Raw genomic sequence first — 21,335 nt, 5'->3', positions numbered from 1 at the left:
ACCGGACAATGCCGCTACTTTTTGACCGTGAAGTCATCGGCCCGAAAACACACGCTTTCGTTATTGGCGTTGGTAATTACCCCTTCGCCCGGGCCGGACAAGGTGTTTCCGCCAAACTACGCGCGGTTCCTGCATTACCGAGCGCCGCAGATAGCGCAAAACTTGTCTGCAATTGGTTGATCGAAAATAAGGATCGTCTGGCTGCACCACTGGCAACGCTCGACGTATTAATCTCGGATCCACCTGCAACAGAGAATCGCTACCCATGGGGGCCTGCGGTGCGTGTTGATTCGGCTACGGTGTCAAATGTCGGCACCCGCGGCTTCGCCTGGTATCAGCGTTTGTCTGTGCAACCGGGTGATGTGGCATTTTTCTATTGCTGCGGCCATGGAGCATCGCACCTGCAGCAACCGGTGGTCTTTCTGGAAGATTTAAACAGTAATCCTATCAATCTGTGGTCGCACATTAATCTCGGAGAGCTCTCTTACAGATTACGAAAACACCAGACCATTTCCGCTGCATTTTTGTTTTCCGACGCGTGTGGAGAATTTATTCCTCAATTCGAACTGATTAAGCAGGCAGTACCTTGTCCGTTTTATCCCGACGAGACCGAGTCTATGTTTTCCGTAAGCCGTAATCAGGTTTCTTTGCTCTGTGCCGCCTCGGAGAATCAGTTGGCATACGAAGGGCCAGATTTAGCAGGAAGTCATCTAAAATTTGGACGGTTTACACAGACGTGCCTGAAAGGACTCAGCGGTTCATCAGCTCGATATTCACGCGGACGTTGGGGGGTCAACAGTCGCGACTTGCAAAGCGATCTCAAAGCACTACGGCGTATTTACTTTGAACATTGGGGCGATAAGGAACCTTTCGACCCATATTCTGCCGTTACACCAGCTGACTTAATCCCCTTAGTCTATCCGGAAAACTTTGAACTCCCCCTTGTGGTAATCACTGACCCGCCAGAGCGCATGCCATATTATGATTTCGCTATTAGTGAGCGAAATGTACCAGCTCCACCTTGGTTAAAAAACAACGCGACGCGTGGTACAGGGCCGTGGATAACCACCGTAACGCCTGGGATCAACGCGCTTTATGCTATAGCTATAGATGGCACCGATCATTTCTCACAGCTCTTTCAGCCGAAAGAACCTCTCTTCGAACAATGGGTATCAGTCCCATGAAAACAACACTGAATTTTGAGGCGCCGAGCGATCTTTCCGTTGGCACAATTCGCATTCAGAACAGTGAGCAATCTATCGCCGACTGGATTGCCACGCCGGATAATCGCACCTTCTCAACAGATGATGTGAGCTCTGGCATTTACTGGGCCGAAGTAACACCTGCGGGTCTGGCCCCACAATCTGTTTTTTTTAATGTCGAGGAGGGAAAAACTAATACGGTTACGCTGCCATCATTTTCTTCCCTATTGTCTTCGGGAAGTAAAATCAGCTTCTTTGACTCAGATAAGCAGCAAACAGAGACAACGGTTCCACCGTGGTTTACCTCTGATGCAGCGCCCCTCCCATCGTATGCGGAATGGAGTTCTTTCGGTACAACGCCTGCGTCAGAGATGATTAAAACTCCGACCGTTGAGGTCAAAAGACGTATTTCACTCGGCCTGTCTGAAGAGCAACGTGGACGCGAAACGTTCAATACCTATTGCGGCGAATCAAAGATAGAGATGTTTTCCGGGCGACTTGAACTTCAGATACCTGAAGACTCTGAACGCGATCACCGGCTGGGACATCGCGTCCGATTAACGTCAACTATTGAAAAAGTGAGAATCGAGCGATGCTTGTTGCCACTGTACCTAGGTGGCACACAGATCATGGTGACGGTGCCCCCCTTTGCCCCTGACGATCTTGAACTCAGTATTACCCCTGTCGACCCCAGATTACGCGCGCTAGTACGCGCACTGGATGCAGGAACCTCAGCGGAGGCACAAGCCGTCAGAGATGACATCATTCACAAACAACATTTCAGCGCATTATCGAAAGACCCCTGGGCTGCCATGCTTATTTGTCTTCTGTCGATCCGCTTTTCTGAGCTGTTTTCAGTACAGGATGACGTCTGGTTAAGGTCGCTCACAGAACATGCTGCCTGGGCGTTTGATACCTACGTCATCATCGCCAGCAAACATCTTTCTGCGGCTCAGGGAAAAAGCTCGCAACAGCAACACGATGCGGTCTCGCAGGCAATTGAGAGTCTGGCAAAGGCCCAAACAGCTGGTTCGCCTTACTATCGCTATACCAATCAGCTGTTTGCTGAATTATCTTTCGGTATTGCCAATTACATCAAAACGAATGTAGATGCCATAACGCCTGCGATTGTACACAGGTTCGAGCGGTTGAATACCCGCTGGCATCGGGAGTTGCCGCTTCAGCGGGGGTTTGGCCCGACATTTAGCTGGCTTGCGCGCGACTTAAATATCCTTAAAACGCGAAAAGTTCTTACACCAAACCGAACCCCTTCCGGTCGGCTTTCTGCGCACAACACCTTGGTGATCTTTCAGGGAGAAATCAGCGCCGGAAAAATTACGCTGTTACGGGCAGGCCAAAAAAGCGTGAACGCCTCACCCCCACCGGCTAGGGAAAACCTTTTGGAAGCGGCATTTGCATTTTCAGGACAACTACTGCCAGAAGACTCACCTGAACTCCCCGCCTTTTCGCGTCCCGTTCTGTTCCCAGAGGATCCCAATAAAGAGCGGTTTGGCGGTCAGATGGAGAGTGAAGGCTTTATACTGAAAGTCAAGTTCGAAGATACGAATAGTCGTGACTGGAAAACCGTCATCCTCACCGTACAAGCACCACGCGCGACGAATGTAGGTATCGGTGACTTTGCCTGGTTTTTGCTGCACCCCACCTTTTCGCCCTCGCTAATCAAAGTGGCATTCAGGGGGCAAAAGGCACAGCTTCGTTTGCAAGCGTGGGGAGGATTTACAGTAGGGGTCTGGATACCTAAAAACAAAGTTGAGCTGGAATGCGACCTCAGCAACCTCGCAATGGTGCCTGACATTATTAAATTGCGGTGAGAATGTGTAAGCAAAAAGAGGAGCTGCTATTCGAAATAGTCATAACCACCAGCTGGTTGGCTCAATAAACTACATTGCAACCCTGCAGGTGTCATTAGGCGAACATCCGCTCATCGCTCACTGCGGACATGATGCACCTGCTCTCTGTCCGCACCATGTCAAGAACAGACCTTTGCGCTTAGATGCTAAGTAAAATCGGAGCAACCGTCAGGCGACCCCGGGAAGGAAGCTAAAGTGGTGAAAGGGCTTCCACTACATGTTGGAATACGTAGGGATCAGAAAGCAACTCGAATTCTTCGTCGTCTGGGTAAGTTACCGCCACGTGATAGCTTTCTCCGGCAAATGCCTTTACCGCATGCAAGTCCTGCCAGTAGGTAGCCAGAAAGAAATGCTCCCAGCCACCCTGGCTTTCCCTGCGCACGAATACACCTCTGTTTCCCGCTATGTTCCTTGAGTGCTCCACACCGGTCTTTTCAAGGTGTTTCGCAAATCCTTCTGCATGTTTAAGCGGAACACAGCCGTGCCAGGTTCTTACAATCATTAGCTTTTCCTCTTTTAGCGGCAAAAACAAAACCATACCACTGGGAGGCATTAAATTGTGAGCTTTCTGAAGATAAGGTCCACAGTTCGAATTATATTTTTATAATTACGCAGCCATTATTCCGATTGGAATTCCAGCTCCTCGCTCATGGCTGCCGAAGTCCTGTGAGTGGTTCAGTCCAAACATGTCTGATAAACCTGTGGTAGACGTGCCACGGAAAGAATGGTCAGGTATCCACTCGACAGCATAACCACTGCAAGCGAAATACTGACGCTGGCACAGACCCCAGCCGAAAAGCCCGAACTCCCTTTACCGCACAGCAATAACCATAGAAATACCTCCTTCAGTGAACACCCAAAGTGGGTGACGTAGCTCCCTTTCAGGAAGACGAAAGTTAAAATGCCCTTGAAGCGAGAGCCGTTGTCAGTGACACTTCAAAAATCCCCCATCGACAAGGAAAGCTCATGTATCTCGCCGTCCCGCCAGGGCAGAAAACTATCGCATGGTCGGAAATGGCCCTCGACCGCGAAGCCAGGAAGTTGGTCAATATCGCTAATACTGTCGCGTCCTCGCACCTTAAAGACGGGTTGACACGCATCAAGTTCGTGGAGGAAATACGCGAACTGGTGACGCTGCAACTTACGCGGGTAAGAAAGTCGAAAACCCTCGAAGCTTATACTCAGGCTACGCAGACATTACGCACTGAAACCAATAATTTGTTGGAACAAGACCGGTTGATCCGCACCAAGGCCGCGCAACTCTACGCCAAAATTGAATTTGTGCGTGAGAACAACAGCATTGTTGGTTATGTGATCAGCTCGATAAATGTGGTTCTGGCGGGTGTGGAAATTTTTACAGGGACGGTGTTGGTCGGAACATCGACGCCGATAGGCGTGCTTGCGGGGGCGATACTTTTCGCTGATGGCTTTAACACGATATCAAAAGAGTTCGATCACTATTTTAGAGACAAACAGGATTCGGAAGGCGTGCTGGCAAATGGCGCAATGTCAGCGGCCGAATTTATGGGGTTTTCAAGAGCAGACGGGCTTGGGGTTTTCAAAGTGGTTGCCCTGACAGCCAATGTATACAGCATCATTGGGCTTATAAAACGCCCTGGCACATGGAGACTATTCCATCATTTGCCATCTGATTTCTACCGAAAGGTTAGCTCAATGAGTAAACCCGCGTTAACCATGAAAATAGTGGGTTATGGACTGAAAGCTAGAATAGTCTTTGATTTGTTAACTACGGAACATCCTGAGAATTGAAAGATTGTTTTCTGCTGGACCACGCCCTGTAAGCTAATGGGATTGGAACAGTGAACCAAACAATGGCCAGGGCGATTAAAGCCGCGACGACGGCAGAAGCTGCGTCACCCAATGAACCGCCTAACAGAACCGTCAAGCAAACGACAACCACTGCCACAGTGATCCAGATATTTGCTCGAAACCTGTTCGACAGACCCTGTATGACCTGTTCAAACGAACCGCCGTAATTATGGAGGTTGTTCTTCAGCTTTTGCACATCTGCTAGCGTAAAACCTGCGGCCAGCAATTTTTCTTCAGTGATTGCCATAGCGCAGTTTCCTCCGACGGTTAGAGTGTAGAAACGTGGGGCAAAACAAGCAGTTTTAAATACCCGTAAGCATTCTAGCAACCTTCACTCCGAAATTCCCGTGCGTTTCCACTCCCTTGGTCCTCAAACTCTTTTACCAAAACTGTGGATCAGGTGTCGGTCTCGCCAAAATGATCTCTACTCTTAGAGCATCTTGCTGCACACGGGGGATATGTCATTTGAGACTAACGTCCGCTTTCTCTCCGGGGAATTAGACAAGCATTTGATGACTTCAGTCGGGCTGTAGGCTTTACCCTTGCTAACACAATGGCCCAACCCGCCCACCAACCCGCCCGCCAATCCGCCTCATAACCGCCCCGGTATCAACTCCAAGCAAACGAGCGATCAAAGCAAACTCCACCACATCCAGTTTGCGCTCGCCGTTCTCGACCTTGGCGATAAACGACTGAGGGCGACCCAAGGCTTCAGCCAGCTTGGCCTGAGTGATGCTTTTTTCTATACGAGCATCCCTAAGTATTTTTATAACTAATTGATACTCGATTGAATAAACTGAAGTCATGGCGCTTCCCACGAGTGATATCCCAAAATCGAATATCTACCATTATCCCCAAACGGGATTGTTAAGCAATCAGTTAGTCCGGCGGAGGTTATCGTCTTAATTAAAAAAGGGGCCAGGGCAGTAAAACCACCCGAGTCCCCAGTATTATCCCATCAGTATCCCCGTTATTTCTTAACCATAAGGTGTTTGCGTTCTTCTTTACTCATCGCCTTGTTTGAGCTGGAAATAACGCAGTTATATTCTTTACCTTTATTAATAATCATAAAGGTGCTGACGGGGTTTTTAAAATCCTTGCCGATGGTGAAATAAACATAGTCCTGCGGCAACACATTGGGTTTGAAGGCGCCAAAGGCATAAACCCCTTCCATACCGAGAGCGGATAAATCAACCGTCAACTCTAGCGGTTGCGTGGCCATCGGGGAAGGCAGCATCGATTTCGCGGACATCATCATCGAGCTGGGGTTAACGGTGTATTCGCTGGTGACTTTCATCCCGACATACTTGGACGTCGGCATAGAAAGCTCTTTCATACAGGCCGCGTCGTGCTTGGGGGCGGGGCTGCCATTCTCTTGCACGGCATGCACGTGTTCCAGGGTAACCGTCTCTTTGCCGGTCACCGGTTGTTTGCTGTCTGCTGCGTGCGCCATGCCCGCCATTGCGATGGCGGCAACCGTAGGTAAAATAACGCCAGTCATTATTTTCATTACTTTGCTCCTGACTTTTAGTTTGGAAAAGTAATATTAACTTTCCCGTGTGTGTAGCCGATGGAATTTAATTAATGAAATCATGGGGGCACTGCATCGCCTTGTGTGACCACAGGGCATGACACAGCTCTCCTGAAAAATAACTGGCGTTTTTTAAGATGAATATAATGAGTGGTTAATAATATCGGTTACGGATCTTCGTCAGCCCATGGGCTTATAATTTGTATGAATAACCTTAGTCAATAACTGGAATAGATACAACTCGCTGGGTACAAATTTATTTTTAACTGCCATAAATTATAAAAATAATAAGCCAATGGATTATATCCATCAGCTTATATTCACAAGCTTATTATTGTGTTGTTGGCATTGCCACTGGTGGCTAACGCTTTTTCAGCCACGGCAGCATACGCACCAGTGCATTGTCCTTAACGAGGTAATGATGAAACAGCGCCGCCGCCGCATGCAGCCCAATCAGCCAATAGCCGAAGGCTGCCAGCGTCTTGTGCCAGCCGATAATCATCCTTGCCTGCGGCCGGTCGGCGACTTCGGCAAAGGGCATCGGCAGGCCAAACAGAAACCACTCTTTACCGCCCAGATAACGGGAATAAACGCCCAGCACCGGCAGCGTCAGCAGCAACAGATAAATCAGGCTGTGCACCAGATGGGCTGCGCCGGTTTGCCACTTTGCCGGTTTCGGGTTGATGGCAGGGCTGGTGTGGCGCCAACGCAGCAACAGGCGGGCGATCATCAATACAAATACTGTCACCCCACAGCTGAAGTGGGTTACCACCAGCACGTACCACAGCGGGGTGCCCGGCACGCTAAAGCCTCTCAGCTCAATGGTGGTGCAGGTGATGACCAGCAGGATCGCCACCAGCCAGTGCAGACGGATCTGCATCGGCATATAAGTGTTCTGCACCGGGTTACCTTTGAATGTTAAATCACAGTGCTGATGAGAGTAACCAAATGTTACAGAGGAGGAAAGCGCCGGATGTGAATATCATCCGGCGCGTGTTGCGACTCAGTCGGCTTTGGCTTTGGCGAAGTCACTGCCGTTAACGTCAACCACATAGCCGCTGACGTTGCTGCGGGTGGCGTAGAACACCTTGCCGTTAGCCAATGGCAGCAGTGGCACCTGTTTGGCAAAAATCACCTGCGCCTGCTGATAAAGCTTGGCGCGTTCTGCCGGGGCGCTGACCAAAATGGCCTGATGGATCAGCTTGTCATAGCTGCTGTCGCACCAACGGGCCACGTTGGCCCCGGTCTGCACGCCGGCACAGTTGAGCAGGGTGGCGAAGTTGTCCGGGTCGCCGTTATCCGACATCCAGCCGTACAGCGCGCTTTGCTGCTCCCCTTTGCGCAGCCCGGCCAGGTACTGGCCCCATTCCCAGGTGACGATTTTGGCCTTCACGCCCACTTTGGCCCAGTCGCTCTGGATCATCTCGGCGATGCGCCGTGAGTTAGGGTTGTAAGGTCGCGCCACCGGCATTGACCAAATGTCGGTCTCAAAGCCTTTTTCCAGCCCGGCCTGTTTGAGCAGTTCACGCGCTTTGTCCGGGTTGTAAGCGTATTCCGGCAGCTTGTCGTTGTAGCCCAGCATGCCCGGCGGCAGTATCGAGCTGGCCGTGTTGCCGCTTTCCTTGAAGACCGCCGCAATGATGGCCTTTTTATCTACTGCATAGCTCAGCGCCTGGCGCACCAGCACATTATCAAACGGCTTTTTCTGGGTGTTGAATGCCAGATAGCCGACGTTCAGGCCGTCGATGCTGTGCAGCTGCAGGTTTTTGTCGCTCTTGATGGCGTCAAACTGTTCCGCCAGCGGGGCTGGGATAATCTGGCACTCGTTGGTTTTCAGCTTCGCCAGCCGGGTTTGCGGGTTCGGCGTGATGGAGAAGATCAGGTGCTTGCTGGCGACCTCGCCCTGCCAGTAATGCGGGTTGGCGATGTAGCGGATCAGTGAATCCTGTTTGTACTGTTGCAGCGCGAACGGACCGGTACCGATCGGCCAGTTATCGACGTTCTCCGGCGTGCCTTTTTTCAGCATGGCATCGGCATATTCAGCAGAAAGAATCGAAGCAAAGTCCATGGTCCAGTCCGCCAGGAAGGCGGCGTTAGGCTGGCTCAGCGTAAAGCGCACGTGGTCGTTATCCACCGCTTCCACTTTGGTGATCAGCTTGTCCAGCCCGGTGTCGGTAAAATACTCGTAGTTGCCGCCGGACACCTTGTGATACGGATTATTGGCATCTTTTTGACGCATCACGGTGAACACCACGTCCTCGGCGTTGAAGTCACGCGTTGGGGTGAAGAACTTGTTGCTGTTGAATTTCACGCCCTTGCGCAGCGTAAAGGTGTAGGTCTTGCCGTCCGGGCTGATGGTCCACTCGGTCGCCAGTGAGGGAGCGGGGGTTTTATCGCTTTCACGCAGCGTCAGCAGGCGGTTATACAACACCTGCGAGGTGGCGATAAAGGTGGTTCCGGAGCTCGATAGCTGCGGGTTGAAAGACTCCGGCGAGGCCACGGTGCAGTAGACCAGGGTATCGCTGGCGGCCAGGGCATGGCCCGCCGTCAACAGGCCGGTTCCCGCCAATAACAGACCCACAGTGCTTGGTTTTAAACGCATAAAATGGATGGCTCCCTCAGGTTGATTGAGGACACTGCCGCCGCATTGGCATTCAGGCAGCCCTCAATTTAAATATAAGTGATTGATAGCAGATATGGGAACTGGGGGATGAGAGTTCTCTCCCGATCTGCTGTTTCGCCATGCTCCGGTTGGTCAAGCAAGTTTGCGGTATGAGCAGGTTGTTCTATATTCATGAAAATGATAATAAGTGTTATTATCATTTTCATTTGTAACCGAATCGAAACATCTTCAGTGCGCTGTGGCCGTGGTTTTTACTGGCCCGCGCCGTCTCGTTTTTACCTGAACCAGGGAGGTCAGGCACGCCAACCACAATAAGCAGGAACACGCCGGGCAGTTTGCCAACGGGTCGCTCAGCCGTGTCCAGCATTCACCCCGTTTTGGCCGCTATCAAACGTGATTTGCGACGGCGGGGTTTTGGCTTGTGTTGTTTCAACATTTGTTTATGGCTTTTCAAAGGTAGGTAACATGTCGGGAACTGTTTTGGCGACTGAATGGCTGCCGCTGACAGCGGCGCAGTTAGACTTCTGGGACGAATTTACCTTGCATCCTGGGCAACCTTTTTCCACCGTCGCCCACGTCACCGAACTCTGTGGTGCGGTAGACGAGGTGGCGCTGGCCCGGGCAATCACACTCACCATGGCGGAAACGCAGGCGTTTGCCCTGCGCTTTAGCGCCGGTACTGGCGATAGCCCGCCGCTGCAGCGTTACGACCCTCAATCGGTGCCGACCTTGCAGCGTATTGATCTGCAGACGCAGTCCGATCCTTATCAGGTGGCGATGCGGCTGATGCAGGCGGATGTCGAGCGACCGATAGATTTATGCAGCGAGCCGATGGCCGCCGTATGGCTGATCAAACTGGCGCCGTCGCGCTACGTCTGGTATCTGCGCGCCCATCATATTGTGATCGATGGCTTCGGTATGGCGTTGGTCGAACACCGCTGCGCCACGCTATACGCGCACTTCCTTGGCAACGGCGCGGCGGGGCAGGCTTTGGGCACCTTCAGTGCTTTCCAGCAACATGAACTGGCCTATGCCGCTTCCGAACGCTGTGCAAAGGATCGGCATTTTTGGCAGAACTATCTGCCACCGTCACAGACCTTGCCGACGGTGCGCAAAGGCGGCCGGGAGTACGGTGTGAAATGCCTGAGCACCAGCACGGCTCTGCCGGAAGAGATCTCTCTGCGGCTGCGTGAGCTGTCGGAGCGCAGCGGTATTGGCTGGCCAGATCTGCTGCTGGCGCTGTCCGCCGCCTGGCTGTGCTTTACCTTACCGCGGTTGCCGCATGATAAAGGCGATACGCGCACCCTATGGATGCCGGTGATGAATCGCCGTAGCAGCCAAGCGACCAATACCCCGGCGCTGGCGGTCAATACGCTGCCGTTTTTGGTCTCACTGCGCGGGGAGGAGACGCTGGGGCGTTTTCTGTCAGACATGGCGCAGAAGCTGCGCGAGCTGCGCAGTCACGCCGGTTATCGCTTGCGACAGATTGCTGCCGATCGCTGCGTGACGCCGGCTTCGCGTTTGTTTATCTCTCCGTTTATCAACGTTCAGCCATTTGATCCGGCCGGTTTCAGCGGCTGCGCCAGCACGCGTCGGGTACTGGCCGGCGGATCTGGCGATGGCGCCAACCTGACCTTCCGTGGCCGCACCGATGCCGGCGATCTGTATCTGGATATTGATATTTACGTGCAGCAGTTCCCCACGGATGGGGTTGCCGACTACGGCAATGCCTTGCAGGAGTTTTTACTGCGTGCGTTGCGGGAAGAAGCGTTGGAAACGGCGGTTGGTGAACTGGTGGCGGTGCCCGCCTGATGACGATCCGGTAGGGGGCGAACATGTTCGCCCCGATTAATAACCGTTAACGCGCCAGCAGCGCTGCAACCTCCCGGGCATTTTTGCAGGGGATCAGCAGCGTGGGCGGCAGACGGGTGCCAAAAGCGTCGTTGAGCTGCGCGGCCACCTGCCGAATGTGCGGCAGTTTCAGCCCCATGCTGATAAAGGCGGTTTCATCCCCCCATTCCGGGCGCGGCGTTGCGCCGATCGCCTGCAAATAGATAGCTAAAATCTTGCCGCTATTGGCCGGTGCTGCGCCTGGCAACGGCGCTGCGCAGGCGTTTAACCCCGGAGTCGCGCGTTCGGCACTGAAGGCGGCACGGATGCGGTGGCGGTCTGTCTTGCCATTGCCCGAAAGCGGCAGCGCTTCGGCGTGGATAAAGCGCGTCGGGATATGGGTACAAGGCAGGTAACCGGTTGAGAACGCGCGGATCGCCGCCAGCGACAGCGGTTTGCCGTCGTGGGTGAGGTACATCGCCCCGAGCGTGACTTCGCCGTTATCTCCGCCAGGGTAATCCACCACCACGATGTCGAGGATCGCCTCGTGTCCACGCATGACGTCTTCAATCTCCGGCAGCGAGACGCGCACGCCACGGATTTTTACGTAGCCGTTCACCCGGCTGGCGAACAGGATATTGCCGTCGGCACGATAGTAACCCTGGTCGCCAGTGCGGAAGGCGCGCAGCGGCTGGCCGTCTGGCCCCTCCAGCGTGACGAAATCATGCTGTTTTAAATCGCCGTCTTCCAGATAACCCAATGCCAGATTCACCCCGGCAGTGTGGATGCGGCCGACTACACCGGCCGGGCAGTGGCTGCCGTCGTCATGGCAAATAAAATACTGGTTGGCCGGCAGCGGCTGGCCATAGGGCACGGTTCCGCTGTCCTGCTCCGCTATCGGGTGCCAGATGCTCCAGATGGTGGTTTCGGTTGGCCCGCCGAGCGAGAACAGGCTGATATCCGGGCGCAGGCCGCGCAACTGCTGCACCGTGGCCGGCTTGATGTAGTCGCCGCCCTGAGCCACCAGCCGCAGCGAACGCAGGCTGTCGTCGGTTTTGCAGGTGAGCAGCATTTCCAAAATGGCCGGTACCGAACACCACAGGCTGACGCGATGGCGCTCCACCAACTGGTTCCAGCTGATGGCGTCTTTTTCCTGATGCGCTGCCGGTAACACCAGCGTCGCCCCGGCGCTGAGCGAGCCGAACAGATCAAACATCGACATATCATGGTGCGGCGGGGTGACCGAAATCATCACATCATCGGCGGTGACCGCCCAGCGCTGCAGGGTCTGGCCGATAACGTTAGCGGTGGCGCGGTTGTTGAGCACCACGCACTTTGGCTTGCCGGTGGTGCCGGAGGTGTACAGGTAATAGCTGGCCTCGCTGCTGGCACTGCGCTCGGTCAGCGTCTGGCTGTCCGGGAGCGCCGGATTGCCCTCCGTTGGGGCGAGCAACTCGGCTGGCGTTACCCCGTTCGGCGTTTCCAGTTCACCACGCTGTACCACCAGATCGGGCCGACAGTTGGTCAGCAGATAAGCGGTGCGCTCCGGCGGCGAGTTAATGTCGATTGGCACCCAGATAATCCCCAGCAGTGCACAGGCCAGGGAGATAGTGACATGTTCCGGGCTACGCGCCAGATACAGCGCCAGTACGCTGCCAGGCCCCAGACCACGCTGTTGCAGATTGGCCATTACCGTGGCGACCTGTTGGCCAAGCTGCGGGTAACTCAGGCTTTGCCGATCGCAGATCAGCGCCGGTCGCGGCTGCGGATCGTTAAACAGTCGTTCAGCTAACTGCGTCAGATACGGATAGGCGGTAAATGACGCCTCGCTGTGGTTATGCCGGTAGTGCCGGTAATCGATATACTGCGACGGTGCAATCTCCAACTCGCCCTGTTGGCACATCAGCATCACCCTGCGTTGCACCGCGTCCAGCACTGCCTGCACCTGCTTGCCGTCCAGCGCTTGCTCGGCGTAGTCAACGCACAGCAGCAGGTTTTTGTCGGCATCCTGCGTCAGCCGAATATCGATCGCCACCTGCGGCGTTTGGGTTACGCCGTCAAAATAACGCACTGGCGCATTGGCCGGCAGCGTCTCCCAGCCCAGGCAGTTGGTGAGGATCACCGGCAGCGCAGGAGCTCCCTGGCTGTGGCTTTGCAACTGCCGCGCCAGATCAACGCCGGAAAACGTCAGATGGTCGAGTGCGCCCAGCACGTCGTCTTGCAGCGCCTGCGCGCGGCTGACAAAGTTGCCGCCCAGACGTGAATAACGCACCGCCACGAAGGTGGAGGCATTACTGAGTGAGCCATCCACCGCAGGAAATGCCACAGGTACCCCAACACAAAGCTCGCCGTCGGTGGTCCATTGTGCCAGCGTATCAAGGATCAGCGCCGAAAGGCTGCTGTTGCGCAGCAGGGCATGGGCGGAACCCAGGCGAGAGAACTGTTTTAGCACTTCGCGCGGCAGGGTCAGGTTGGCACGGCGGTAGCGTGAGGATTTGATGTTGGCCAGCGGAGTGATCCATGGCAACGCTGACGGGGTGGTGATGTCCTGCAGTTTGGCCTGCCAGTAGGCGGCGTCGGCCTGACGTTGTTGCGTGCTGGCGGCCGCCGCTGGGCTGGGTAGGGCGATTGGCGGCAGCGGGGCGTCGTCAAACAGCCGGGCGATCACGCTGGAGATACCCTGACCGTCGAGAATTAGTGCGTCGAAGCTGGTGAAAATCACGCTGTCGTAGGGGTTGCCCGTTGCATCCTGCATCTCTGGTAATTGAATGGCGACAATACGCCACAGCGGCTGCGTGGGATCGTGGCGCTGGTGCGAATACTGCTCGCGCAGATCGGCCAGACGTTGTTGCGCGGCCTGATGATCGAGCGCTCGCAGATCCTGCCGATCCAGGTTCAGCGTGGCTTCCGGCCGAACATGCTGAGTAAAGCGCTGGGGATCGATGCAGGTGCGAAGCGCCGCGTAATGTTGTACCAGTTCTCTCAGCCGGGCTTCCAGCCGTGCCAAATCCAGCCGCAGGCCGTGATATTCGCGAAAGTCGTGCATTGCCACGCCGCCGAGCGGCCATTGTTCGCTGCGGCCGAGCAGATAAGCCTGCTGAAGCGTGGTTAATGGTGTCTCCATGGTATTTCCCTATTGTCGCTAACCAACGAAAAAGAATGCGGAGCGCGTGAGGCTACGCGCCCGGAACCGATATCAGGCTTTGGGTGCCAGCACCTTCAGCAGCAGTTGCGCCCCCTCGGCGGCGTTGGGCGCCCGCTGGCAAATCAGCGCGGCAAGGGCCGCCGGGGATGGATTTGCCGCTACGTCCGCCGGGGTCAGCGCCACTTTCAGGTATTTGTTAATCACCGCCAGTAAGGCCGGTAGCCCGTCCTGCGGCAATGGCAGGGCGTTGATGTCATCGTCGTCGCTCAGTCTGGCGTCCGGCACCACGCGCGCCAGCAAACGATGCAGCAATTGGCACACCGGCATCTGGCGGGCCAATGCCGGTGCGGAACACTGTGCCAGCCACTGCGCCAGCGGCAGATTGAAGCTGCCCGGTTGGTTGGCGGCCTGTTTCAACAAGGCACCGTAGGTGGCAAACAACTGCGGCAGCAACCCATCCGGGAAGGCATCCAGACGCACGTCCCAGTTGATCAGAATGCCGCCGTTGGCGTGCGCCACCTGGGCATCCAGCGCCACCTGCGGCCCCTGGGAAATCACCCATTCCAGCGGACCAAAGGTGCGGGTGACATTGCCCGAGAACAGCGCTTTGCCGCGGATGCCGAAACCGGCGGTAAATACCACCGGCGAGGGCTGCATGCTGCCCTGCAGGCGCGACAGGTCACGCATCACGCTGACGCCCGGATAGTCGGCATGGGCGATCAATTCCGCCAGCTGCGCCATCAGGCGTCGGCAGAAGGCGGGCAGATTTTCTGCCGGATCCAGCTCTACGCCGAGCAGCACCAAATTGGAGAAGTCACCAATCAGGTTGTCGAGGTTCTCTTCGGCCCGATGGAATAAGGGGACGTTCAGCCGAAAGCGCGACAGCTTCCAGCCGTGGCCGACGGTGACGGCGAACAGCGCTAAAAACAACGATGAAAGCGTGATGCGCTGCGCTTTGGCGACTTGTTCCAGTGCCTGGGTTTCTTTGGCGCTCAGTTGCAGCGCCAACCGATCGCTACGGCAGCGATCCGGGGTACGCAGCAGGTGCGGTGCGGGCGGCAACTGGGCTAACCGCTCACGCCACCAGGCCTGTGCACGGGTGCGGCGTGCCTGAAGCTCGGTATCAGCTTGCTGCCGCTCCAGATAGTCAAAATAGGCAACGCTGCTGTCGCTCGGCGCAGCAGGGCATTGATGATAAAAACGCGCCAAATCCTCCATCAGTACGCGGAAGCCCATGGCATCACCGGCAATCATATCCAGATCGACATGTAACCTGCTGTGGCCACCCGGCAGCAGGCTGAGGCTAATATCACAGGGGATACCCTGTTCCAGCGGCAGCTTTTGGCTGCTTTTTGCCAGCCGTTTTTCGGCAAGCCGGTGGGTGACATCGGCAGTCTCCGCACGGCTAAAATCATCCAGATGCAGGCTATGCTGCGGGCTGCAGGGGGCGATAGTTTGCTGGCCATCGGCAGTGATCTGCAGGCGCAACATCGGGTGATGCAGGTAAAGAGTGGCAACGGCCTGCCTCAGTCGTTCGACGTCCAGGTCGCAGCAGTTAAATTCCGCATACAGGTGGGCACTGACGCCCCCCAGTGGCGCTGCGGATTGCCGGCCCACCCAGTAGGCGGCCTGCATCGTGGTCAAGGCTTTCATTGGGTTTCCATCAGTATTGAGAGACTGTAAGAATATATTGCAATGTTAATGGGAATGAAAATTATTACTATTAATATTTATTATGATAACGCAGGGGAATAATGTGGGTAATGCGAGGTTGTGCTCAGAGGGATAAATTATTAACTCTGATATGATTATGTTTTCTATTCATTTTAAATGAAATTATTGATTTTATAGCGATGTGAGGCTTTTGCTTTACCGATCTCCTTTCTGATTGTTTTCCCTGGTATTCATTCACTCAAGTGATAATGATTTGCATTAAAATATGTAAAATATTATCATTATTAACAATTCTTTACGTTTCCAGACAAAAATCAGTCTCTGCCCGCTGCGCATCGGGGGTGGGGCGTTTGTCTGCGGCAAGGATATGCAACAGCAAGGTCAGGAAGGCCGCAATGCCATTGTCAGTGTGAAAAGCAGCGTCGTTACCTATGTGAAAACAATTAAATTTTTGTGCATCTGGGATGAAAGGAGAATACATCTATGAGCAAGCATTCAGCGGCTCAAAGGCATAAAATCGTAGGAAACAGGGAAAAAGCAGGCTTACAGGCCATTGGGGCAATTTCCTCACTCTTTCTGGGTCTTTGCTCTCTGTCCGTGGGCAGCGTTAACGCCGCCGTCGTGGACGAGAAGGTTCAGGAAGCCGCAGACAGCAAACGTAACGATAACTGGCAGGACTCGGAAAGCCTGTTGGTCACCGGCGAAAAAATCAAACGCAGTATTTTTGATACCGGCTCCAGCGTGCAAGTGTTCGACAGTGAACGCATTGCCTCTATGCCCAATGCGTTGCAGGTCCCCGATTTGTTACGCATGACCCCCAACGTCATGGATGTTGGCATCGGTAACGATCTGCCGACCGTGCGCGGTATCGATGGTTCCGGCCCGAATACCGGCGCCAATGCCTTTCTCAGCGGCACCCGTCCGCGCCTCAATCTGTCACTGGATGGTCGCTCGTTGACCTACAACGAGCAGGCCTATGGGCCGCAGTCGCTGTGGGATTTGGATCGTGTCGAGGTATTCCTCGGCCCGCAGAGCTATATCCAGGGGCGTAACGCGATTGCCGGTGCCATCGTGATGGCCAGTAAGGATCCGACCTTTGATTGGGAAAGTGCTTTCAAGGGCGGGGTGGGTAATCAGCATTCATCACAGTTGTCTGCCATGGCTTCCGGCCCGCTGGTGGAAGATCAACTGGCGTTCCGCGTCAGCGTTGATCGCCAGCGCCGCCGCAGTGACGTCGACTTGCCTGCCTATGAGCCGGTAGGCGACCCACGCGAGGTCGAAGCTACCACCGCCCGCGCCAAGCTGTTGTTCAACCCGGCAGGGATGCGAGAACTGACCACCAAGCTGACCTTTAACCATTTTGGCAGCACCTCACCGCAAAACGAAAGCCTCAACCCATTGGTTCATCCAACCAGCCTGCGGCACGATCCGCGCCGCGCGGTATTTAAAAGTAACACCAACAGCGGCGTCTGGGATCTGGCCTGGGAGCAGTCCGACAGCCTGACGCTGGAAAATCGGGTGATTTACACCGACTTTAATATCAACCGTCCTACCGCTTATGCCCTGCCGTACGCTGACATCGACGGCAAAGAGATACACGTAGAGCCGGTGGCGCGTTTTGGTGGGCCGGACAGTCGCCTGCACGGACTAGCAGGGCTGCGTTATTTCCATGCCAAGCAGGATGAGTTCGTCAATATTTTCGGCGGCTCGACCTTCAAGGATAAAACCGATACCAACTCGGTGTTTGCCGAACTGACTTACGCCATTACTCCACATGTGGATCTCACCGCCGCCACGCGTTTGGAGCGAGAGCACCGTCAGCGCACCGGCGGCAGCAAGGCCGTGCGCATTGACTTCGACGAAACCTACGACGTGTTCCTGCCGAAGCTGGATCTGGCCTGGAAACCGACGGATACCCAGACCTACGGGGCCAAGGTGGCACGCGGCTATAACGCCGGTGGAGCCGGCATCACTATCGGCACGCCGGTGGTCAACTACACCTATGGTTCCGAGTATGTCTGGAACTATGAACTCTACACCCGCCACCACCTGAAAGACGCCAACGTCATTCTGACCAGCAATATCTTCTACAACGACTACAAGGACATGCAACTGCCGTATTCCCTGGGGCCAAACTCGTCGGTGATCCGCAATGCCGACAAGGTGGAAACCTACGGTGCGGAAATGGGCGCCACCTGGCAGCCGCGCTGGGACTTCGAGCTGTTCAGCAACGTTGGCCTGCTGAAGACCAAGATCAAGAAGTTCTCGGGCAGCGGTGTTGATGGGCATGAACTGGCACGAGCGCCGGCCTATACCGCCAACATGGGGGCCAAATACCAGTTGATGGCCGGGCTGGAGCTGAGCGGCAACGTGGCGTTCTCGGACTCCTACTACTCGCAATATGACAACGACTCACGCGGGCGAATCGGTTCCTATTGGTCGGCAAATACCCAACTGGCGTACACCTTCGCCTATGGGCGCGCCACCCTGTACGCGCAGAACCTGTTCGACTCTGAGCGTCGCGTGATGGTCAGTGGCAACGACGTGTATACCGCGACCCAACAGCGTCCGCGCATGGTGGGTGCTGCAGTTGAACTGACCTTCTGATGCGTTAGCAACCAGGGGCGTCTCGACGCCCCTTCTTATCATCAGCATTCCCCGATGTTCCGGCATTGCCGGGCGCAAGGAGAGACAGCAGTGAGCGGTTATTTTGACAATATTCTCAGCGATGACGAGGCCCAGCGTCTGGATCTGGCGTTCGAGACTCTGGGGGCTCGGGCGCAGGACGCCAGCCAGCCATTGAGCGAAGCGGAAGAGCTGGCGTGGTTTATGCACCAGCAGCGGGGCGATGGCAGCTGTCAGCAGGCAATGGCCTGGCGCCTGGGTGGCGAGCCGGATATCGGCCGTTTGGTCAGCGCGCTGGAAGCCCTGACGCGACTGATGCCGGAGCTGGACGTTCGTTATGACTTTGATGATGAACAGGGTTTGCGCAAACTGCGGGGTAGCGCGCCGCTAAACCCGGTGAGCATTCAGGCGGTTATCGGCCAGCAACAGGCGGTTAGCCGTTTGCTGCAGGCGCAGGCCGCTCCTTTCGAACTGGCGCGAGAAGCACCGATACGTTTCCTGCTGTTTACCGGCAGCGGTGCGATATTAGGTGTAGTGGCGCACGATATTTTGGCCCCCACGCTGTCCTGTCGGCAATTATTGACCACGCTGTCGGCGCTGTATAACGGCATTGAGCCGACGCCGAGTTTTGCCATCATTTCCCCGGTGGCGACCCTGCCGGAAGCCAGCGAGTTGGTGCTGCCGTGGCCGCGTCAGGCGACGGCGCTGCGGGATTATCAGACATCCGTCCCTCAGAATGAGCTGCTGGCTCAGGCCGGGGTGCGTATAGCGACCCGCGTAGCGCGCAAAATCTTGCCGACTACAGACAACCCGGCGACGCTGCTGGCGGCGATTGCCGTGCGTTTTGGGCGCTTTATCAGCGCTCAGTCCGGCGGGCAACCAGTGCAACTGAGTGTGCCGCAGGGCGATGCGCAGCAGGCGAGCGGCCTGAACGCCTGGATGAGCACTGCGCAGCTAAAACGTCTGACCCTGGGGCCTGTGGATCCGGAGGCGGAAGGTCGCCTGCTGACACAGCAAACGGCGGAACTGGCTAATCCCCAACTGGCCCAACTGTTGGTGACCTGGCTGGCGGACTCGTCGGTGGCGTTGCAGCTTGACGGTGTCAGCGCAGAACGGCTATTGCTGCCGCCGCTGCATACGCCGTTTGAAATGGTGCTGGCCCTGAGCCTGCCGGATCCGGACTCGGTGGTGCTGGAACTGGTTACGGATCCCCGTTTAACGCCACATGCCGCGCCTTTCCTGCTGGAACAGTTTGTCGCTTTCCTCGCCGGAAGATTGATAACGGCGGCGCTGCTTCCTGCCGCAGAGCAACCGTCAACCTTGCCCGAGAGCGTTTTGGCGACGCAAGACGCGCCAGCAGAAAATGCCGAGATTGCCCAACTGATCCTGGCGGAATTCCGCGACGCGCTGGTCGCACCGGAGATGACAGCCGATGAAGATTTCTTCGATCGCGGCGGGCACTCGCTGGTGGCGACCCGGGTTATCGGCCGTTTGCTCAGCCTGCATCGCATCGAACTCAATATTAACGATCTGTTCAGTCACGCCACTGCCCGTGGATTGTCGGCTTACGCCAAGCGTCAGGCGGTGGCCGAACCGAACGCACAGCAACTTGCCGCGCAACCACAGGAGGAGGCGGTTCAGGCGCCGTTGTCTCTGGCACAGCATTCCTTGTGGAAGGTTTACGAGGCCTTCGGCCACGACGAGATCTTCAATCTGCCATTCGCCATCTGTTTCCTCGATCCGGTGGATGAAACCGCGCTGCGTCAGGCGTTTATCGACGTGATGACCCGCCACAGCGTATTGCGCTCGCTGTTTATCGACCGAGACGGCGAGGTATATCAGCAGGTGGTGCCAGCCGCTGACTTGCTGGATTACGGCTGGTTTTATTTCTCCGATCAAACACCGGCCGGTGATGCCAGTGAGTTGTTGGCCAGGGCGGGGGATCACCGCTTTGATCTGACCGCCGAGCTGCCGCTGCGTGCGACCTTCCTGCGGGATGCCGCCACCGGTCAACAGTTGCTTTCGCTGCTGTTCCACCATGTGGTGCTCGACGAGTGGTCGCTGAACCTGATGATGGACGAATTGGGCGTGGCCTATAGCCAGCGCGTGGCGGGACAAGCGCCGCAGTGGAAAAGTGCCGTGCCGCAGTTTCACGCCTTTGCCCGGCAGCAGCAGGCGGGCGGCGTAGTACAGCAACACCTGGATTACTGGCTGGATAACCTGCGTGACGCGCCGGTCGGGCAGCCGTTGTTCCAGCAGCAACCTTCGCACCATCCTGCGGTACCGGCCGAAGCTGACGTTGACGGCGGCTGGCTGGAGTTCGACATCGACCCGGCGGTGGCCGACGGGCTGTACGCGCAGGCCAGAAAGAACAACGCCTCCCTGTTCAACGTGGTCTACGCCGGTATTACCACGGCCCTGCGCCTGCTCGGTGGCCCGGCGGATCTGCTGGTGGGCACTTCCACTTCCGGACGTAACGACGCCGAGTATTTCGACACCATCGGCTACTTCACCACCGTAGTGGTGCACCGGGTACGTTTCGCCGAACAGCTGACGGTGGCGGGCCTGATTGATCAGGTTAAAAACACCATCAACGGCTCCATGCCCTACACCGATATTCCCATCGATCTGGTGGAAGAAGGGCTGTTTGGCGTTGATGCCGATCGCAAGAATCACATGTTCGAAGTGTTCATCCAGATCCACAGCCGCATCAAATTGAATGGGGCATTCATCCTGCAGGACGGCAGCCGGGTGGCCTACCGTCAGGTGGAGCCGGAGAAAACCGCATCGTTGCTCGGTCTGCAGTTTGAAGTGATGGAAGAAAACCTCGACGGCGTGAAATCTCTGCGCGTGATGATGACCTACCGCACCGATCACTACACCGCGCAACAGGCGGAGCTGATCGCCGGCAGCATCCAGCACGTGTTCTCACATTTTGCCCAGTTGGCCGACGGGGACATGCCGCTAGCTGCCCTGCCGCCGGTACCACGGCAATGACACTGTT

The 21,335-nt window shown here is 55.8% G+C and carries 14 protein-coding genes; 6 read left to right on the top strand and 8 right to left on the bottom strand.

Annotation, left to right across the window (positions count from 1 at the left end):
* The first annotated feature begins 8 nt into the window (after positions 1 to 8).
* Positions 9 to 1,184: a caspase family protein gene (locus tag FCL49_RS10135; RefSeq protein ID WP_174353404.1), complete on the top strand. Its 1,176-nt coding sequence runs from the start codon at positions 9 to 11 to the stop codon at positions 1,182 to 1,184.
* Entirely contained in the window at positions 1,181 to 3,034 is a 1,854-nt protein-coding gene (locus FCL49_RS10130; protein WP_174353403.1) for a pYEATS domain-containing protein, read from the top strand. Before FCL49_RS10135 ends, FCL49_RS10130 begins: the two co-directional genes overlap by 4 nt.
* 229 nt (positions 3,035 to 3,263) lie before the next feature.
* Here the strand turns inward: FCL49_RS10130 and FCL49_RS10125 are convergent, their stop codons facing one another.
* Positions 3,264 to 3,575 (bottom strand): hypothetical protein, encoded by a 312-nt coding sequence (locus tag FCL49_RS10125; RefSeq protein WP_174353402.1) that lies wholly within the window; start codon positions 3,573 to 3,575, stop codon positions 3,264 to 3,266.
* A gap of 464 nt (positions 3,576 to 4,039) precedes the next feature.
* Between FCL49_RS10125 and FCL49_RS10120 the strand changes: the two genes are divergently transcribed.
* Positions 4,040 to 4,843: a DUF4225 domain-containing protein gene (locus FCL49_RS10120; protein WP_174353401.1), complete on the top strand. Its 804-nt coding sequence runs from the start codon at positions 4,040 to 4,042 to the stop codon at positions 4,841 to 4,843.
* Here FCL49_RS10120 and FCL49_RS10115 read toward each other — a convergent pair.
* From FCL49_RS10115 to FCL49_RS10095, 5 genes are all read right to left on the bottom strand, one after another.
* On the bottom strand, positions 4,821 to 5,150 hold the full coding sequence (locus FCL49_RS10115) for a hypothetical protein (protein WP_174353400.1): 330 nt from the start codon (positions 5,148 to 5,150) through the stop codon (positions 4,821 to 4,823). The two genes, FCL49_RS10120 and FCL49_RS10115, sit on opposite strands and share 23 nt — an antisense overlap.
* Positions 5,151 to 5,448: 298 nt before the next feature.
* Positions 5,449 to 5,709, bottom strand: coding sequence for a helix-turn-helix domain-containing protein (locus FCL49_RS10110; RefSeq protein ID WP_174353399.1), 261 nt, complete (start codon positions 5,707 to 5,709; stop codon positions 5,449 to 5,451).
* A 164-nt stretch (positions 5,710 to 5,873) separates the two neighbouring features.
* Complete coding sequence (locus FCL49_RS10105; protein WP_174353398.1) at positions 5,874 to 6,413, bottom strand: hypothetical protein; 540 nt, start codon at positions 6,411 to 6,413, stop codon at positions 5,874 to 5,876.
* A gap of 382 nt (positions 6,414 to 6,795) precedes the next feature.
* Positions 6,796 to 7,320 carry a cytochrome b561 gene (gene cybB / locus FCL49_RS10100; RefSeq protein ID WP_174353511.1) on the bottom strand — a complete coding sequence of 175 codons (525 nt, stop codon included), beginning with the start codon at positions 7,318 to 7,320 and terminating at the stop codon, positions 6,796 to 6,798.
* Between the two features lie 117 nt (positions 7,321 to 7,437).
* A complete protein-coding gene (locus FCL49_RS10095) occupies positions 7,438 to 9,036 on the bottom strand; it encodes an ABC transporter substrate-binding protein (RefSeq protein WP_174353397.1) in 1,599 nt (532 codons plus the stop codon).
* 486 nt (positions 9,037 to 9,522) lie between these two features.
* On the opposite strand from FCL49_RS10095, the gene FCL49_RS10090 reads away from it, so the two are divergent.
* Positions 9,523 to 10,869, top strand: coding sequence for a condensation domain-containing protein (locus FCL49_RS10090; protein ID WP_174353396.1), 1,347 nt, complete (start codon positions 9,523 to 9,525; stop codon positions 10,867 to 10,869).
* Positions 10,870 to 10,915: 46 nt separating this feature from the next.
* Here the strand turns inward: FCL49_RS10090 and FCL49_RS10085 are convergent, their stop codons facing one another.
* Positions 10,916 to 14,011, bottom strand: coding sequence for an amino acid adenylation domain-containing protein (locus FCL49_RS10085; RefSeq protein ID WP_174353395.1), 3,096 nt, complete (start codon positions 14,009 to 14,011; stop codon positions 10,916 to 10,918).
* 72 nt (positions 14,012 to 14,083) lie between these two features.
* Positions 14,084 to 15,685: a condensation domain-containing protein gene (locus FCL49_RS10080; protein WP_174353394.1), complete on the bottom strand. Its 1,602-nt coding sequence runs from the start codon at positions 15,683 to 15,685 to the stop codon at positions 14,084 to 14,086.
* Between the two features lie 504 nt (positions 15,686 to 16,189).
* On the opposite strand from FCL49_RS10080, the gene FCL49_RS10075 reads away from it, so the two are divergent.
* Together FCL49_RS10075 and FCL49_RS10070 are read left to right on the top strand one after the other, a co-directional pair.
* Complete coding sequence (locus FCL49_RS10075) at positions 16,190 to 18,313, top strand: TonB-dependent receptor (protein WP_174353393.1); 2,124 nt, start codon at positions 16,190 to 16,192, stop codon at positions 18,311 to 18,313.
* 90 nt (positions 18,314 to 18,403) lie between these two features.
* Positions 18,404 to 21,328, top strand: a complete 2,925-nt coding sequence (locus tag FCL49_RS10070) for a condensation domain-containing protein (protein ID WP_174353392.1) — start codon at positions 18,404 to 18,406, stop codon at positions 21,326 to 21,328.
* Positions 21,329 to 21,335: the final 7 nt, after the last annotated feature.

This window comes from Serratia proteamaculans (genome assembly GCF_013337185.1).
Classification (GTDB): domain Bacteria; phylum Pseudomonadota; class Gammaproteobacteria; order Enterobacterales; family Enterobacteriaceae; genus Serratia; species Serratia proteamaculans_D.
This window is presented reverse-complemented; position numbering and strand designations above follow the sequence as displayed.

Excerpts from the sequence above, each read along its gene's own strand:
- FCL49_RS10115 (WP_174353400.1), bottom strand. The coding sequence starts at position 5,150 with ATGGCAATCACTGAAGAAAAATTGCTGGCCGCAGGTTTTACGCTAGCA.
- FCL49_RS10085 (WP_174353395.1), bottom strand. The coding sequence starts at position 14,011 with ATGGAGACACCATTAACCACGCTTCAGCAGGCTTATCTGCTCGGCCGC.
- cybB (WP_174353511.1), bottom strand. The coding sequence starts at position 7,320 with ATGCCGATGCAGATCCGTCTGCACTGGCTGGTGGCGATCCTGCTGGTC.
- FCL49_RS10135 (WP_174353404.1), top strand. The coding sequence starts at position 9 with ATGCCGCTACTTTTTGACCGTGAAGTCATCGGCCCGAAAACACACGCT.
- FCL49_RS10090 (WP_174353396.1), top strand. The coding sequence starts at position 9,523 with ATGTCGGGAACTGTTTTGGCGACTGAATGGCTGCCGCTGACAGCGGCG.
- FCL49_RS10105 (WP_174353398.1), bottom strand. The coding sequence starts at position 6,413 with ATGAAAATAATGACTGGCGTTATTTTACCTACGGTTGCCGCCATCGCA.
- FCL49_RS10125 (WP_174353402.1), bottom strand. The coding sequence starts at position 3,575 with ATGATTGTAAGAACCTGGCACGGCTGTGTTCCGCTTAAACATGCAGAA.
- FCL49_RS10075 (WP_174353393.1), top strand. The coding sequence starts at position 16,190 with ATGAGCAAGCATTCAGCGGCTCAAAGGCATAAAATCGTAGGAAACAGG.
- FCL49_RS10120 (WP_174353401.1), top strand. The coding sequence starts at position 4,040 with ATGTATCTCGCCGTCCCGCCAGGGCAGAAAACTATCGCATGGTCGGAA.
- FCL49_RS10080 (WP_174353394.1), bottom strand. The coding sequence starts at position 15,685 with ATGAAAGCCTTGACCACGATGCAGGCCGCCTACTGGGTGGGCCGGCAA.
- FCL49_RS10110 (WP_174353399.1), bottom strand. The coding sequence starts at position 5,709 with ATGACTTCAGTTTATTCAATCGAGTATCAATTAGTTATAAAAATACTT.
- FCL49_RS10130 (WP_174353403.1), top strand. The coding sequence starts at position 1,181 with ATGAAAACAACACTGAATTTTGAGGCGCCGAGCGATCTTTCCGTTGGC.
- FCL49_RS10095 (WP_174353397.1), bottom strand. The coding sequence starts at position 9,036 with ATGCGTTTAAAACCAAGCACTGTGGGTCTGTTATTGGCGGGAACCGGC.